Genomic DNA, 17546 nt, shown 5'->3' on the forward strand with positions numbered 1-17546 from the left:
AGGTGAGGCTACCACAGGGATACGGATTGCTGCCGCGAAATAGTGGAGACACTATTAGTTGGTCAACAGAATATGTCGAAGTACTAAGGCATATTTTAATGTAATTTCATCGCCCTACGGAGTTGAAGCTTGAACGGGCTAGTTTATTATAAAACTAATTTGTATGTTTAACATATCCTCGTTTAGCTTCGAACTGAATGAGGATTTTTTTATTATTAAGAAATAAGTGAGGTGAGAAACAAGTGGAAACTGAAAGTATTAGTATGGGGACAGAGGGCCGACCGATGTATCTATATTTTAGAAGGCGAAAATTAAAAAATGTTCTAAAATGCAAAAATATTGCCAGTTTCATGGCTTGTTTGCTACGCCTAAAAATATAGAATAAATACATTATTTAAGATGTTGGCCTGTTTACTACAAGAAATTTATAAGTAGTAAATAGGCTTTTGTTTTGCCCTGAAAAGTTCTCATTGATTGTTAAAAATGAGGAGGGCTAAGAAATGAAAAGAAATATATTAAAAAAAGTAAAAGTAGAAAAAGAAACAAATACAGGATTCATCAAGGATAGATTAGTTCAATTTGGAATATTAAAAGAAAAAGAGCTTTTAACAATGTTAAAGACAGAAAAACAAGGTATAAGCCAAAGAGAGGCTGAAAAAAGAATTGAAGCTTATGGATATAACGAAATAAGTTATGGTAATGGAATAACTCTTCACAAAAGATTATTTGATGCATTTATAAATCCATTTACACTAGTTTTAATAGCACTTGCAATAGTATCATTTTTTACAGATTACGTAATACCAGCTAGTGGGGATAAGGATTTAACAACAGTGACAATAATTACTGTAATGGTAACTTTAAGTGGAGTTCTTAGAATTGTTCAAGAAGGTAAGTCTAATAAAGCTGGAGAAAAGCTTAAAGAGATGATAAAAACAACATCAGCAGTAATGCGTGATGGAAAAGAGATTGAAATTCCAATGAAAGATATAGTAGTTGGAGATATTATAAAACTAAATGCTGGAGATATGATACCAGCTGATGTTAGAATTATATTTTCAAAAGATTTATTTGTAAGTGAGTCTTCTATGACTGGTGAGTCAGAAGCAGTTGAAAAGTTCTCAAAATTATCAAAAGAGACTAGATCAAAAGGAATATTAAGTCACTTTGAGTTAGAAAATCTAGCATTTATGGGTACTAACGTTATAAGTGGTACAGCAACAGCAGTTGTTGTTGCAACAGGAAATAGTACAGTACTAGGAAGTATGGCAGATACTATAACTGAAAAAAGAGAATTAACAAACTTTGATAAAGGAGTTAATTCAGTAAGCTTTTTATTAATAAAGTTTATGGCTATAATGGTTCCAATTGTTTTCGTAATAAATGGAGTTACAAAAGGTGACTGGTTAGAAGCATTACTATTCTCAATATCAGTTGCAGTTGGATTAACACCAGAGATGCTTCCAATGTTAGTTACTACAAACCTTGCTAAAGGTGCAGTTAAGATGGCTAAGTATAAGACTGTAGTAAAAAACTTAAATTCAATACAAAACTTTGGTGCTATGGATGTTCTTTGTACTGATAAGACAGGAACACTTACAGAAGATAAAATAGTACTTGAAAACCATCTTGATATACATGGTAATGAGGATATAAGAGTATTAAAGCATGGTTATTTAAATAGTTATTTCCAAACAGGATTAAGAAATTTACTTGATGTTGCTATTCTTAAGTATGGGGATGCAGAAGGGTTTTATGATGTAGCAGAAATGTATACAAAAGTAGATGAAATACCATTCGATTTTGCTCGTCGTAGAATGTCAGTAGTATTAAAAGATAAAGAAGGAAAGACACAACTTATAACAAAAGGTGCAATAGAAGAGATGCTTGAAATATCAGCATATGCAGAATATAAAGGTGAAATATTAGAATTAACTGATTCTATAAGAAAAGAAATTTTAGATACAGTAGATGATCTTAATGCAAATGGAATGAGAGTAATTGGTGTAGCACAAAAGAATAATCCATCATCAGAAGAAAGCTTCTCAGTAAAAGATGAGAGCAATATGGTTCTTATGGGATATATAAGCTTCTTAGATCCACCAAAGGAATCTGCAAAGTATGCAATAGAAGCACTTAATGATTACGGTGTAGAAGTTAAGATTCTTACAGGTGACAATGAAAAGGTAACTAAATATGTATGTAAACAAGTTGGCATTGATGTAAGCAATATTATATTAGGATCAGAAGTTGAAGATATGACAGATCATCAATTAAAAGAAGCAGTGGAGAATACAAATATATTTGCAAAATTATCACCAGCTCAAAAAGCTAGAGTAGTTTCTAAATTAAAAGATAATGGACATGTTGTTGGCTTTATGGGAGATGGAATTAATGATGCTCCTGCAATGAGAAAATCAGATGTTGGTATTTCAGTTGATACAGCAGTTGATATAGCTAAAGAATCAGCAGACATTATACTGCTAGAAAAGAACTTAATGGTATTACAAAAAGGTGTTGAAGAAGGTCGTAAAACTTTTGCAAATATAATTAAGTATATAAAAATGACTGCTAGCTCTAATTTTGGAAATATATTTAGTGTATTAGTTGCAAGTGCATTTTTACCATTCTTACCAATGTTACCAATACAACTATTAATTTTAAATCTTATATATGATATTTCTTGTGTAGCAATTCCTTGGGATAATGTAGATAGAGAATATCTTAAGAAACCACGTACTTGGGATGCATCTTCTATTGGAAGCTTTATGAGATGGTTTGGACCTACAAGTTCAATATTTGATATAACAACTTATATATTAATGTACTTTGTTATTTGTCCAGCAGTTCTTGGTGGTAACTTCGGAGATCCAGGAGTTAATAGTGTATTATTTATAGCACTATTTAATGCAGGATGGTTTATTGAAAGTTTATGGACTCAAACTCTTGTAATTCATATGATAAGAACACCAAAAATTCCATTTATTCAAAGTAGAGCTTCTAAGTTAGTAATTTTATTTACAACAATAGCTTTAGCAATAGGAACAATTATTCCTTACACTCCACTTGGTGTTGAAATTGGAATGACAAGTCTACCAGCAATATACTTTGCATATTTAATTGGAACAATAGCAACTTATATGGTAGTAGTAAATATAGTTAAGAAGATCTATATTAAAAGATTTGGTGATTTACTATAAAATATAGTTACAATGAAAAAGTAATTTAAGGGCAAGTAATACTTGTCCTTTTTTTGCTTTATAAGTTATTAAATACATATTTGAAGGTTTAAATGGGTAAACTGTAAACAATTTGTAATATTTATTGGTTTTTTTGTAGCTTTTTGTATTAATTTAAACTTTATAATATCTATATTACAATTATTATACAAAAAAGGGGACAAAGATAAAATATGTGTGGATTTTTACAATTATTCAAAGAATCAATAGGGGATACTGAAATTGCTTCATGTAGAAAAGGAGCGAAGGACATAGTACACAGGGGACCTAATGATACTAAAGAAATAATTCACGAGAATGCTTTATTTATATTTAACAGACTAAGTATTATAGACATTGAAAATGGTGCACAGCCATTTAACTACAAAGATAAATATACAATTGTTTTTAATGGAGAAATATATAATTATAAAGAATTAAGAGAAGAACTTATAGAGGAAGGGTATAAATTTAATACTCATTCAGAAGTTGAAGTTATAGCAACATTATATGATAAAATGGGAAGTTATTTAGCAAATAAACTTAGAGGAATGTTTGCAATAGTTATTTATGATAAAGAAAATGATAAAATAACAGCTTTTAGAGATTACTTTGGAATTAAACCATTATATTACATGAATGTAGATGGAGGTTTATATTTCTCATCAGAACTTAAGGCCCTAAAAGAAATATTTGATGACTTAACATATAGAAATAACTTACTTGGACAATATGCTACCTTCCAGTACATACCATCAAACGATAGTATTTTTAAAGAGATAAAAATATTACCGCCAGGTCATGTTTGTGAAAAGAAGCTTAATTGCGAAGAAAGAATATATAAATATTTTGAAGTTACATTCAACGAGAAAGAACATAATAAAGAAGAATTAAAAGAAAACATTAGAAATGTTATTAAAGAATCTGTAAAAATGCATTTAGAAAGTGATGTACCTGTTGCAACATTTTTATCAAGTGGAATTGATTCATCGATAGTTACTAAAATTGCAAGTGAAATAAATCCAAACATTGTATCTTATACAATTGGATTTGATATAGATGGATATGATGAAACTGTTAGTGCAAAAAGATTTGCAGATGATATAGGAATAAAAAATGTAAGTATAAAACTTAATTATAAAGACTATATAAGAGATTTACCTAAAATAGTTTATCATATGGATAGCCCAATTGGAGATCCTTCAATAATACCTTTATATCATATTTGCAAGGAAGTTAGTAATGATTATAAAGTAATATTATCAGGTGAAGGTGCAGATGAATTCTTTGGTGGATATAATATTTATACTGAAGATGAATCCTTAAAAATGTTTAACTTTATGCCAAAGGGCGTAAAGAAGATGTTAAAGGGAGTGGCTTCATCAATTCCTGATACAGTTAAAGGTAAAAGTTTCATTATAAGAGGTACTACTCCTTTAGAGAAGAGATATTCAGGTAATGCAAATATATTTAATAAAGATGAAAAAGCTAAAGTTTTCTATGGTTATGATAAAACAAAGAATGATCTACAAATAACAGAAGATTTATTTAAAGATGTAGATAAATATGATAACGTAACAAAAAGACAATATATTGATATAAATACATGGCTTGTTGGAGATATATTAACTAAAGCTGATAGAATGTCTATGGCACATTCTTTAGAAATTAGAGTTCCGTTCGTTGATAGAGAAGTATTTAAATTAGCATCAACTTTGAAAAAGAGTGATAAGATTCAAGGATTTACAACAAAGGTAATGCTTAGAGATGCATTTAAGGACGAGCTTCCTGATTATTTATATGATAAGAGAAAACTTGGATATCCAGTGCCAATGAGAGTATGGCTTAGAAATGAGCTTTATGATTGGGCATACGATATAATTGACAATAATCCAGTTAAAGAAATAAATAAAGATGAAATATTAAAAATGCTTAAAAAACATAAAGATGGAGTATATGATTATTCAAGAAAAGTTTGGAGTATAATTATATATATTTTATGGTACAGATTATACATTGATAAGACTTTAAGTAAAGATGATTTATTTGCAATTTAGCATTTATTACAAAAAGTACTTGATAAATTTTTCTTAAAATGTTAAAGTTAAATTGTAAAATTTAATAGACCTTCAGGGCGGGGTGTAAGTCCCCACCGGCGGTATAGCCCGCGAGCTTATTTTAGCAGATTCGGTTAAATTCCGAGGCCGACAGTATAGTCTGGATGAAAGAAGAATTATATTATAAATTTATTTATAATTATTTTATAGGAGTATTATATACTTTTTTATAATTATATATAAGTTGTATTTTTTGTATGTATATTAGAGCCCTGAGATTTTTCTCAGGGCTTATTTTTATATACATAAAGAAAAATTATCCCACATGTCTTAGAGGTCTAGACAAGAGGTGATTTATGAAAGAAGATATTTTTTACATGAAAAAAGCTATTGAATTAGCTAAAAGAGGAGAAGGTTATGTAAATCCAAATCCTATGGTTGGATGCGTAATAGTTAAAAAAGATAAAATCATAGGAGAAGGCTATCATGAAAGATTTGGAGGACATCATGCTGAAGTAAATGCTATAAATAGTGCAACAGAAAGTATAGAAGGAGGAACTATTTATATAACATTAGAACCATGTACCCATTATGGGAAAACACCACCTTGTATTCTTAAAGTAATTAAGGAAAAGCCAGAAAGAGTTGTAATTGGTGTACTAGATCCGAATCCACTAGTATGTGGAAAGGGAATAGAAATGCTTATTGAAGAAGGAATAGAAGTAAAAGTTGGTATTCTTGAAGAGGAGTGCAAGGAACTAAATGAAGTATTTTTTCACTATATAACAAAGAAGAAACCACTATGCATTTTAAAAGGAGCTATGAGTTTAGATGGAAAAATAGCTACAAAGTATGGCGAATCCAAGTGGATATCTAATGAGAAATCAAGAATAATAACTGCAGAGTATAGGCATAAGTACAGTGGAATAATGGTTGGAATAAATACTATTTTAAAAGATGATCCAATGCTTACATGCAGAATAAAAAATGGGATAAGTCCAATTAGAATAATACTAGATAGTAAATTAAGGATTCCACTAGACAGTAACATAGTAAAGGATAAAGAAAATAAAACAATCGTGTTTACGACAGTAAAAGATGATAAAAAGATAGAACAATTAAATAGAGAAGGAGTACAGGTTATAATTACTCCGATTAAAGATAGTAAAGTACAATTATCATTCGTTATAGAAAAATTATATGAATTAAATATTGATTCACTACTAATTGAAGGTGGTGGAACTTTAAATGATAGCCTTTTTAAAGAAGGGATAGTAGATAAATTAAAACTTTTTATAGCTCCTAAAATAATAGGTGGACATAATAGTAAAAATTTTATTGATGGAGATGGAGTAGAATTTTTAAGTGAAGCTACAAATATATTTGTTAAAAAAATAACAAATATTAAAGGAGATATTTTAATTGAAGGAGATGTAATTAAGGAGGAGAGAGTTTGTTTACAGGAATAATTGAAGAAATAGGAAAGATAAAAAGTATAACTGCTGGTGTTAATTCAGGGAATATATGTATTAGTGCAAGTAAGATACTTAATGATTTAAATATTGGAGACAGTATATGTGTAAATGGAGTTTGTCTTACCGTTAATTCTTATAATAATGATTCATTTATAGCTGATATTATGATGAGTACAATAAGAGCAACTAATTTTAGTGAAATGAAAATTGGTGATAAAGTAAATTTAGAAAGAGCCATGAGCTTAAATAAGAGATTTGGTGGACATATTGTTACTGGACATGTTGATATTACAGGGATTATAAAGGAAATAAAAAAAGAAGAAAATGCAACATGGATAACGATAAAAGTTAATCAAGAATTTATGAAGTATTTTTTAAATAAAGGATCAATATGTATTGATGGAGTTAGCCTTACTGTAGGACGTATAAATACTGATAATTTCAGTGTATCTATAATTCCGCACACTAAAGAGAAAACAATATTACTTAATAAAAAGGTTAATGACAAAGTTAATTTAGAAGGTGACATTATTGGAAAGTATATTAATAACTTTTTAAAGATGGAAACCAATAATAAAACGATTGATATGAATTTTTTAATGAGTAATGGATTTTAAATGGAGGTAATTTTATGATATATAAATTTAATAATATAGAAGAAGCTTTAGAAGATATTAAAAATGGAAAGATGATAATAGTTGTTGATGATGAAGGAAGGGAAAATGAAGGTGACTTAGTTATGGCAGCAGATAAGGTTACACCTAGTAGTATAAACTTTATGGCAACTTACGGACGTGGATTAATATGTATGCCAACAACTAAAGATAAACTTGAAAAGCTTAATATAAATTTAATGGTGAATGAAAATAGTGATGCCTTTAAAACTGCTTTTACTGTTTCAATAGATGGTGCAAAAACAAAAACAGGAATATCAGCATTTGAAAGAGCAGAAACAATTAAAAATTTTTCAAGGGCAGATGCAAAGGAAGAGGAGTTTAATACTCCAGGACATGTATTTCCATTAATGGCTAGGGAGGGTGGAGTGCTTGTTAGAACAGGACATACTGAAGCAAGCGTTGATATGGCAAGCATTTCAGGATTAAGTCCAGTTGGAGTTATATGCGAAATAATGAATGAAGATGGGACTATGGCAAGAAGAGATGACCTTATGAAATTTAAAGATAAACATGGATTAAAAATAATTACTATTAAAGACTTAGTAGAATATAGAAAGAAAAATGAATGTTTAATTAAAAGAGTATCAGATGCAACATTACCAACAGATGTTGGAGAATTTAAAATAATAGGATATGAGGATATTATTACAAAGGAAGAACATATAGCTTTAGTATATGGTGATGTAACTGGAGAAAATATTTTAACCAGAGTTCATTCAGAGTGTTTAACAGGTGATGTATTTTCTTCTTTGAAATGTGACTGTGGCAAACAACTTAAAATTTCAATGGAGAAAATTAAAGAAGAGGGAAAAGGAATAATAGTCTATATGAGACAAGAGGGAAGAGGAATAGGTATTTTAAATAAAATAAAAGCTTATAAACTTCAAGAAAGTGGACTAGATACAGTTGAAGCTAATTTAGCTTTAGGATTTGAAGATGATTTAAGGGAGTTTTATTTAACAAGTCAAATAATTAAAGATTTAGGATGTACTAGTGTAAGGCTAATAAGTAACAATCCTAAGAAGTTTAAAGAGATTGAAAAGTATGGAGTAGTCATTTCAGACAGAGTTAAAATTGATGAAAGTATAAATAGTTGTAATTTTAAATATATGAAAACTAAAAAAGAAAAAATGGGTCATTTAATTAATGTAATTTAATGTGAAGGAGAGTTTAATATGAATTTAAATGTTAAAAATTATGAAGGTGAATTAATAGGAAATGGGCTAAAAATAGGAGTTGTTGTAGCAAGGTTTAATGATTTTATAACAGGAAAACTGTTAGGTGGGGCAACTGATTGTTTATTAAGACATGGAGTTAAAGAAGAAGATGTAGAAGTTGCTTGGGTACCAGGTGCTTTTGAAATACCATTAATAGCTAAGAAAATGGCTAAAAGTGAAAAATATGATGCAATTGTTTGCTTAGGTTGTGTTATAAGAGGAGCAACAAGTCATTATGACTATGTATGTAGTGAAGTTTCAAAAGGAGTAGCTAAAGTATCATTAGATGAAGAACTACCTGTAATCTTTGGAGTTGTAACAACTGAGAATATAGAACAAGCTATTGAAAGAGCAGGAACTAAAGCTGGAAATAAAGGTTATGATGCTGCAATGAGTTCAATAGAAATGGCATCTTTAATTAAGAAAATAAAATAAAGTAAAGGTCTATTGTGAAATATAACAATAGACCTTTTTGTTACTTTAATTGTTTTCTTTCGTTAAAGAAATCTTTATATGAGAAATATGTAGCAATTAAAGTTGATATTGATGCTGATGATAAAATCATGAATGTAACCATTATCTGAAACTTAATTGCAGTTAATGGAGAAGCACCAGCTAATATAAGTCCTGTCATCATTCCAGGAAGAGATACAATACCAAGAGTTTTGGCAGAATCAATTGAAGGAATAATTGCCATCTTAATACTTTCGCGAACTATATCTTTAGATGCAACATTTATATCAGCACCTAGTGATAACTTAACTTCAACTTCACTTCGTCTATTTTTAAAGCTTGTACGTAGATTTCTATAACTAAGTCCTATGGCAATCATTGAGTTAGAAACAATCATACCAGCTATAGGAATTATATCATTTGGAGTATAAGATATAGCTCCTGATATAACTAATACAAATAAAGTTATAAAAGCTCCAATAATTAATGAAACAAAGGATATTAAAACTACATTTTTAATACCTTCACCTCTCTTTTTAGTATTAAAGGCAGCATTAAATATCATTATTAATACAAGTACGGTAGTAATTACATTGCTTCTAACATTAAATACCCATTCTAAAATATATCCAACTGCAACTAATTGAACAATAGCTCTTATAATACTAATTATAAGTTCTTTTTCAAGATATAATTTCTGTTTATAAGAGATTACAATTGGTATAACTAAAAGAAAGGATGCTATAACTAAAGAAAATATGCTCATAGTTAGAAAACCTCCCTTTTTATAATTTCACCAAGAGATAAAGTTAATCTCTTATTAAATATGCTAGAACTTTGCTCAATATTATGAGTAACCCAAAGAACTGTTATTCCTTTATCATTTAGATTTTTAATAATACCTTCTACTAATATTGAGTTTTCTGGATCTAAAGCAGAAGTTGCTTCATCTAAAAGTAGAATCTTCGGTAGAAATATTAAGTTCCTAATTAAAGATACCCTCTGTTTTTCTCCACCAGATAAACTATTAATATCTTTATTTAAATAGTCCTTTGATAAATTAAACTCATTTAAAAGTGAGATAACTCTATCTTCATCAAAGTCTTTTTTTCTAATTTCAAAAGGAAATTTTAAGTTATCAAGAACTGTATCTCCAAATAAGATTGGCATTTGAACACAATAACTAATTTCACGCCTAAGCATAATTACGTCGTAATCATAGAAGTCTTTTGAATTAAAAAGAATATCACCACTAGTTTGGGATATTAATGAAGAACAAATTTTAAGTAGTGTACTTTTTCCGCTTCCTGAAGATCCTATTAAAGATACACAATCGCCTTCATTAACTTCTAAATTTATATTTTTTAAAATATCAGTATTTTCTAATTTATAATGTATATTATTTAGTTTTAAAATACTCAATTAAGTCACCCCCGTAAACATTATAGCTAAAATTAATGAAAAGTAGAAATGATAAAAGGTTACTTAAAGAGTTTTTTAGACTTATAAGCTTTAAGAAGCACTATTAATATAAGAATTCCTTTTAATATGCTAGTTATACTAACTGCCCACCAAACACCATCAATTCCAAGAACATCTGGTCTTGATAAAATATAAGCAAGTGGAACTCTAGCACCAGTTAAAACAATACTTATAAGGGATGGTATATACGTTTTAGAAAGTCCGTTAAATACACCAGCAGTAGTTATTTCTATACACATAAATATTTGAGAATATCCAAGTATTTTTAAATAAGATGTTCCTTGCATAATAGCTTCTTGTTCAGGAATAAATATTGCAAATATATATTCTCCAAAGAATATAAGAAGAATGGATGCAATTACACCTACAAATAAGGCTAAAGATAATATTGCCTTATAACCTTTAGTTATTCTATCAAATTTTTTGGCACCATAATTTTGTCCAACAAAGGCACCTAAAGCAACAGCAAGTCCCTCTGTTGTCATCCAAGAAATTGATTCAATTTGAGAGCCAACCTTTTGAACTGCAATAGGGACAGGGCCCCAAACTGCGACTATTCTACCAAGTACCATTGAGAAAATAGTGAATAATCCGCTGTGGCAAGCAGTTGGAATTCCAATTTTGCATATAGTTTTAATGTATTTCATATTAAAATCTTTAAATACATTAACTTTTAAAAATGAATAATTACCTTTTAAAATAGCGAATATAAATAAAGCTGAAACTACTATTTGAGCAATTACTGTTGCAATAGCAGCACCAAGAACTCCAATACCATCAAATGGACCGATTCCTAAAATTAATAGTGGATCTAATATTATGTTTACAATAAGACCGCATGTATTTATGTAAAATGGTGTTTTGCTATTTCCAGATCCATTGAAAATTGCAGTAAATACAGGATTTATAAAGTAGAATGGAAGACCAAAAACTATAGCTGTTAAGTATGTTTTTGCCATATCGATAACTACAGCATCACCTAAATTAAAAAATCCAATAAGTGGACCTTTAAAAAGAAGCATAACGATAGAATAAAGTATGGATAAAATAATATTAATTTGAATGGCTGCTCTAATATAATTTTTTGCAGCTTTATAATCTTTACGCCCAATACTTTGAGATACTTTAATCTCAGCCCCCATTTTAGAAATTATAACGAATGCCATTGCAAACCATGTAAAGAAACCAGCAGTACCAACAGCTGCAACAGCAGAACTTCCAATTCGACCAACCCATATCATATCGATCATATTATAGGCCATTTGAATAAAGGATGTCCCCATTATAGGTAGTGAAAGAGCTATTAACCTTTTCACGATATGTCCCTCAGTTAAATTTAATTCATCTTGCATATTATAAAATCACCTCCTAAACAGTGTTAATAATCAATACTATATTATAACTGCTTAGTTAACAATTTAGCAACAGAAAATTCAAAGTGTGTTAATTTATTTCTTGTACATAACATGCAAAGATTAAGTCGATAACAATCATAAGAGTAGAACGTGGTGTTATATCATATCCTAATATAGAAGTTTTATCTGTGTAAGTGTTAATTGAAAAGTTAACAAGGTTATTAAGTGATGAATTAGGACTATTAATTATTGCAGCTGTTTTTAAATTACTATAACTTAGCTTTTCAGCAACAGTAACTAATGTGGATGTTTCACCGCTATTAGAAATAAATATAATTAAGTCACCAAGATCAGATTTATCTAATAAATTAATTATATGAGATTCGTAAATATATAAAGTAGATTTATTAGCTTGCATAAGTAATTTAGAGAAGTATTCCCCCATAGGTTTAGAAAGACCAACAGCTACAATAATAATCTTGTTTGCTTTTTTGATTTCTGTAGCTAAATCTCTTACAGAATTTAAATCTAAATTATCAATTGATAAATTCAAGCTTTTCTTAACAGTTGTTAAGTAATCAGTCATTGATGAAGTTAAAGATTCTTTAGAAATATTTTTTAGTATATATTTAAGTTCAGAAAATCCTGAAACACCAAGTTTATTACACATTCTAATAATAGTTGTTGTACTTACGTTATTTTCTTCAGCCATTTTAGTTAAAGATTGAGACATTGCTTTTTCTAAATTACTATCTATGTAGTAAAATACGTACTTTTCTGCATGACTTAAGTTACATAAATTTTTGGAAAAAACATTAACAAATTTGCTCATAATTATCACATCATCCTTCTAAATACAATTTATATTTAATAAATAGTCTAAGTATACTGTCAATTTAACATAAAGTAAAATTGTACGCAACATGTATAAGTATAGTATGTAAAAGTGTGATATAAAATAATTGTAAAGGTTTTAAGAAAAGGAGTGGTTTTTGTGAATTTAAAAGAAATGACAAAGAAAAATTTAATTTTACTTGATGTTGAAAGTGAAAATAAAGAAGAAATTATACATAAGTTAATAGAAAAATTATACGAAGAAAATATTATAAAATCAAAAGAGGATTTTTTAAGTGCAGTAATGCAAAGAGAACAACATTCACCAACTGGATTAGAAAGAGGTATTGCAATTCCTCATGGAAAATCAGATACAGTTAAAAAGGCAGCATTTGCAGTAGCTAGATTAAAAAATAAAATTAATACTTGGGAAAGTGTAACAGATGATAATGAAGTTGATTTAGTATTTTTACTTGCTATTCCAACAGCAGAAGCTGGTTCAACTCACCTTAAATTACTTGCTGAGTTATCATCAAGATTAATGTATGAAGAGTTTACTGATAATCTTCATAAGGCTAAAAATAAAGAAGAGTTTATTAAGGAACTTGATAGCAAAGAAGAAGTTAAAGAAGAAAATAAAGAATATACAAAAACTATTTTAGCAGTAACTGCATGTGCAGCAGGTATAGCACATACTTATATGGCAGCTGAAAACTTAGAAAAAGTAGGAAGAGAAATGGGCGTTAATGTTCTTGTTGAAAAGCAAGGGGCTAACGGAATAGAAGACAGACATACAAAAGAACAAATAAAAAATGCTGATGGAGTTATTTTTGCTTGTGATATTGCAGCAAAAGAACCAGAGCGATATGCAGGTCTTAATTATGTAAAAGTTAAAGTTGCAGAGCCATTAAAAAACTCTGAAAAGTTAATAAAGAAAGTTTTAAACAACCCAGACGGAGTCGTTACAGGCGATAATAGTACTAGTAATGAAGACAAATCAGAAGGCAAAGGTATATTCAGCAAGATGATGGAAGCTGTAATGACTGGTATATCTTATATGATTCCAGTAATTGTTGCAGCCGGTCTTATGATGGGTATTGCAAAACTTTCAGCAATGGGACTTGGAGTAATAGATAATATGGGTGAACTTGGTAATAGTTCAAACGGATTATATGTATTCCTATTTAATTTAGATAGATTTGGTAACTTAATATTTAAATTTATATACCCAATATTCTCAGCGTATGTAGCATTCTCAATTGCAGATAGACCAGGACTTATTCCAGGATTTATGGGTGGTGTATTTGCAGCTGGATTACATTATACATTCTGGAATATAGATGGTGGAATTCCATCAGGATTTATTGGAGCTTTAATACTTGGACTTGTAGCTGGATATGTAACTAAATTCTTAAATGATAATATTAAATTAAACAAACATTTAAATGCAATTAAACCAATGTTATTACTACCTGGTATAGGCGTACTTGTAATATTTGTACTAAATTTCTATGTAGTTGATCCTGTATTTGGTGGACTTAACTTATGGATGATGAATTACATTAAATCATTTACTGGAGCTGGAACTTTAGTATTAACAGCTATTATAGCAGCTTGTACTGCATTTGACTTAGGTGGACCTGTAAATAAGGCAGCTGGAGCAATAGCAATAGGGCTTGCAGCTGATGCAATATTCCCATTAACAGGTAGAGTGCTTGCGATAGTAATTCCACCAATAGGACTTGGACTTGCAACTGTTTTAGATAAGTATATCGTAAGAAGAAGAGTATTTGATGATAACTTACGAGTTGTTGGAGGAACTTCAATACTTTTAGGATTTATAGCGGTAAGTGAAGGTGCAATACCTTTCATGCTTAAAAATCCATTAATAACTATTCCAATAAATATTATAGGAGCGATTATTGGATCATGTACAGCAGTAGCGCTTGGTGCAGTTCAGTGGAATCCATTACCAGCAATATGGGGATGGCCACTTGTAGAAAATCTAGGTGCATACTTAATTGGATTAACAGCTGGTGTAGCTTTCATAGCAGTAGCTAATATTTTAGTAAGATTCTACATTATAAAAAGAAAAGAAGCAAAGTAATTCTTGGAGGTAAATATGATTAATAAAAAGAAGGTATATGTTGTACCACACTCTCATTGGGATAGAGAGTGGTACTTCACAATAGAAGATTCAAACGTATTATTAACTCAGAATATGCCCTATTTAATGGACGTATTAGAAGGGGATTTAGAATATAATTCATATACTTTTGATGGTCAATTATCAGTTGTTGATGAATTTTTAGCTTTGTATCCAGAAGAAAAGGAAAGGCTTGAAAATTTATCTAAAGATAAGAGAATATTTGTTGGACCTTGGTATACTCAAACCGATTCATTACTTGTAAATAAGGAATCAATAATTAGAAACTTATTATATGGAATGAGAATAGGAGAGGAATTAGGACATTCAATGAAAGTTGGATATTTACCTGATATATTTGGTCAAAATGCATATTTGCCTTCAATATTTAATGGATTTGGAATTGAAGGTAGTATTCTACAAAGAGGCTTATATAATGATGAATTAAAAGGGAATCTTAACTTCAAATGGGTTTCACCAGATAAAGAAGAAATAAAGAGTAATTATATTTATTTAGGATATGGACCAGGAAAGTTTTTAGCGTCAGATGATGAATATTTAGAGGATAAGCTTATTCCAATGCTTAAGAAACTTGAAGATCTTAATAAAGATACTAATAATTTATTACTTCCAGCTGGTGGAGATCAAGTATTAGTTAGAGAAAAGTTTCCACAAATAATTAAGGAACTGAACAATAAACAAGATCATTATGAATTTATTCTTTCAGATTATGAAAGCTTTTTAAAAGATACTTGGGAAGATAAAGACTTTGAAAACACAATAGAAGGAGAGCTTATTGCATGTCAAAAGAGTAGAATTCATAATACAATTAAATCTCAAAGATATGATATAAAGAAGCTTAATACTTCTGTAGAAAATAAAATATTATATGTGTTAGAACCAATATTATCAATTGGAAAAACATTAGGACTTAAGTATCAAACACCAGTACTTCGTAAAATGTGGAAGGAACTATTTGATGTTCATGCACATGATAGTATAGGTGGATGCAATTCAGATGATACAAATAGAAATATAATAAATAGATTAATTAAAGTAAACAGCATGTGTGATGGACTTTTAAATATAAGTAAAAAGCAAATAACAAAAGCAGTTAGTAAAAAATTAAATAAAGAAAATATTATTTTAATATTTAATACTGATTTAAATAAAGACAGTAAAACAATAGAAGCTACTATATTTACAAAAAACAAAGAGTTTACTATTACAAATTTAAATGGAAAAGGTATTACATTTGATTTAGTTAATAGCGAAATAATAAGTGGTGGAAAGCAAGTTGTAGTAACAGCAGAAGGTGAAAAACAAATAGAACTTCCAGGATATTATAGAAGTGAAATTATTATATTCAATGAAGAAGTGAAACCACTAGGATATAAAGTTTTAGAAATTAAAGATGGAGCTATAAATAATTGCCTTCATGAAGAAGAAACAACAATAATAGAAAATGAAAAATATAAAATAATTATTTCAGATAAAATATCACTACATAATAAATGTACAGGAAAGGTTATAGAAGATTTACTATACTTTGAAGAATGTGCAGATGGTGGAGATTCTTACGATTTCTCACCAATTGAAGGTGATAAAGAAATATTAATTAAAGATTTAAGAATTATAAAATGTGAGAAGTCTAAAAATATTCAAAAATTTGAATTACTGCATAGTGTAGAACTTCCAAGAGATATACAAGAGAGAAGAGTTTCAAAAACTTCTCAAGTTATGGATATATATACTAATGTTGAATTAAGAAGTGGTGAAGAATTTATAAGAGTTTCTCATAATATTAATAATAAAGTTTGTGACCATAGGGTAAGAGTTATATTAAATAGTAATATAACCTCAAAAAATTCATATGCAGATCAAGGGTTCTCAATAATTAAAAGAGAAAATGAAAATAAATACTTAAATAATTGGAAAGAGAATGGATTTGCTGAAGCTCCTGTTTCAATATTTGCATTAGAAAACTTTGTTGCGATTAAAGAAGAAAATGAAGTGTTTAGTGCAATAACAAAAGGAATAAAAGAATTTGAAATAATTAATGATAAAAGTATAGCATTAACTTTATTTAGAAGTGTTGGATTACTTGGTAAGGATGATCTTTTATGGAGACCTGGAAGAGCTTCAGGTATAAATAATAAAGTTGTTTATACAGAAGATGCAAATATGATTTGCAAAATGGATTTTGAATATGCAATAGTTTCAAAGGAAGATAATGATAGTAATATGCTTTTCGATTTAACTAATAAGTACATAAATAAGTATGGAGTATATCAAAATCAAACATTAAACTTATTTGAAGAGAGACTTGAAAGATTTGAAGTCCCAAATAAGTTAGAAGTAACTGAAGAGGAATTCTCACTTATAGCTATTGATAATAATAAGCTTCATTTAAGTGTATTAAAAGAATCCTATGAAAGAGATGGTTTAATTATAAGAATATTTAATCCTTATGAAGAGGATCAATACTTTAAAGTTTCAACTCCAATATTTAAACACATAATTGAAACAAATCTTTATGAAAAAGAACTAAATGAAAAAGATGAATTCAAAGTTAAAGGTAAAGGATATATAACATTAAAATTAAAGTAGTTATATATACAGGAGGGCACTA

At 28.9% G+C, this 17546-nt stretch carries 12 protein-coding genes and 2 riboswitches; of the genes, 8 read left to right on the forward strand and 4 right to left on the reverse strand.

The annotated features are described in order from the left end of the window. A riboswitch (M-box (ykoK) riboswitch) is annotated at positions 1 to 149 on the forward strand. This riboswitch is flagged as partial in the annotation. 351 nt (positions 150 to 500) lie between these two features. The 6 genes from mgtA (at position 501) to ribH (ending at position 9079) form a co-directional block, all read left to right on the forward strand. Continuing rightward, complete coding sequence (gene mgtA / locus RSF37_RS10045) at positions 501 to 3200, forward strand: magnesium-translocating P-type ATPase (protein ID WP_332564277.1); 2700 nt, start codon at positions 501 to 503, stop codon at positions 3198 to 3200. Positions 3201 to 3412: 212 nt separating this feature from the next. Beyond that, complete coding sequence (gene asnB / locus RSF37_RS10050; RefSeq protein ID WP_332564278.1) at positions 3413 to 5275, forward strand: asparagine synthase (glutamine-hydrolyzing); 1863 nt, start codon at positions 3413 to 3415, stop codon at positions 5273 to 5275. Positions 5276 to 5339: 64 nt separating this feature from the next. Then, positions 5340 to 5455, forward strand: a riboswitch (FMN riboswitch). Between the two features lie 176 nt (positions 5456 to 5631). Next, positions 5632 to 6744 (forward strand): bifunctional diaminohydroxyphosphoribosylaminopyrimidine deaminase/5-amino-6-(5-phosphoribosylamino)uracil reductase RibD, encoded by a 1113-nt coding sequence (gene ribD / locus RSF37_RS10055; protein ID WP_332564279.1) that lies wholly within the window; start codon positions 5632 to 5634, stop codon positions 6742 to 6744. Continuing rightward, on the forward strand, positions 6729 to 7367 hold the full coding sequence (gene ribE, locus RSF37_RS10060; protein WP_332564280.1) for a riboflavin synthase: 639 nt from the start codon (positions 6729 to 6731) through the stop codon (positions 7365 to 7367). The genes ribD and ribE overlap by 16 nt, the downstream gene beginning before the upstream one ends. Positions 7368 to 7381: 14 nt before the next feature. Then, positions 7382 to 8584, forward strand: coding sequence for a bifunctional 3,4-dihydroxy-2-butanone-4-phosphate synthase/GTP cyclohydrolase II (locus RSF37_RS10065; RefSeq protein ID WP_332564281.1), 1203 nt, complete (start codon positions 7382 to 7384; stop codon positions 8582 to 8584). Positions 8585 to 8602: 18 nt separating this feature from the next. Continuing rightward, positions 8603 to 9079, forward strand: coding sequence for a 6,7-dimethyl-8-ribityllumazine synthase (gene ribH, locus RSF37_RS10070; RefSeq protein WP_332564282.1), 477 nt, complete (start codon positions 8603 to 8605; stop codon positions 9077 to 9079). 40 nt (positions 9080 to 9119) lie between these two features. On the opposite strand, the gene RSF37_RS10075 is transcribed toward ribH, so the two are convergent. The 4 genes from RSF37_RS10075 to RSF37_RS10090 all read right to left on the reverse strand — a co-directional run bounded on the left by RSF37_RS10075 (position 9120) and on the right by RSF37_RS10090 (position 12766). Next, entirely contained in the window at positions 9120 to 9863 is a 744-nt protein-coding gene (locus RSF37_RS10075; RefSeq protein ID WP_332564283.1) for an ABC transporter permease, read from the reverse strand. A gap of 2 nt (positions 9864 to 9865) precedes the next feature. Further along, positions 9866 to 10519: an ABC transporter ATP-binding protein gene (locus tag RSF37_RS10080; RefSeq protein WP_332564284.1), complete on the reverse strand. Its 654-nt coding sequence runs from the start codon at positions 10517 to 10519 to the stop codon at positions 9866 to 9868. A 59-nt stretch (positions 10520 to 10578) separates the two neighbouring features. Next, positions 10579 to 11931 carry an MATE family efflux transporter gene (locus tag RSF37_RS10085; RefSeq protein WP_332564285.1) on the reverse strand — a complete coding sequence of 451 codons (1353 nt, stop codon included), beginning with the start codon at positions 11929 to 11931 and terminating at the stop codon, positions 10579 to 10581. A 91-nt stretch (positions 11932 to 12022) separates the two neighbouring features. After that, complete coding sequence (locus RSF37_RS10090) at positions 12023 to 12766, reverse strand: MurR/RpiR family transcriptional regulator (RefSeq protein ID WP_332564286.1); 744 nt, start codon at positions 12764 to 12766, stop codon at positions 12023 to 12025. A 162-nt stretch (positions 12767 to 12928) separates the two neighbouring features. Here RSF37_RS10090 and RSF37_RS10095 point away from each other — a divergent pair, with 162 nt between their 5' ends. Both RSF37_RS10095 and RSF37_RS10100 read left to right on the forward strand, forming a co-directional pair. After that, positions 12929 to 14875: a fructose-specific PTS transporter subunit EIIC gene (locus RSF37_RS10095; RefSeq protein ID WP_332564287.1), complete on the forward strand. Its 1947-nt coding sequence runs from the start codon at positions 12929 to 12931 to the stop codon at positions 14873 to 14875. Between the two features lie 15 nt (positions 14876 to 14890). Next, positions 14891 to 17524, forward strand: coding sequence for a glycoside hydrolase family 38 C-terminal domain-containing protein (locus RSF37_RS10100; protein ID WP_332564288.1), 2634 nt, complete (start codon positions 14891 to 14893; stop codon positions 17522 to 17524). The last annotated feature ends 22 nt before the right edge of the window (positions 17525 to 17546 follow it).

This window comes from Clostridium sp. (assembly GCF_036643715.1).
GTDB lineage: Bacteria > Bacillota > Clostridia > Clostridiales > Clostridiaceae > Clostridium.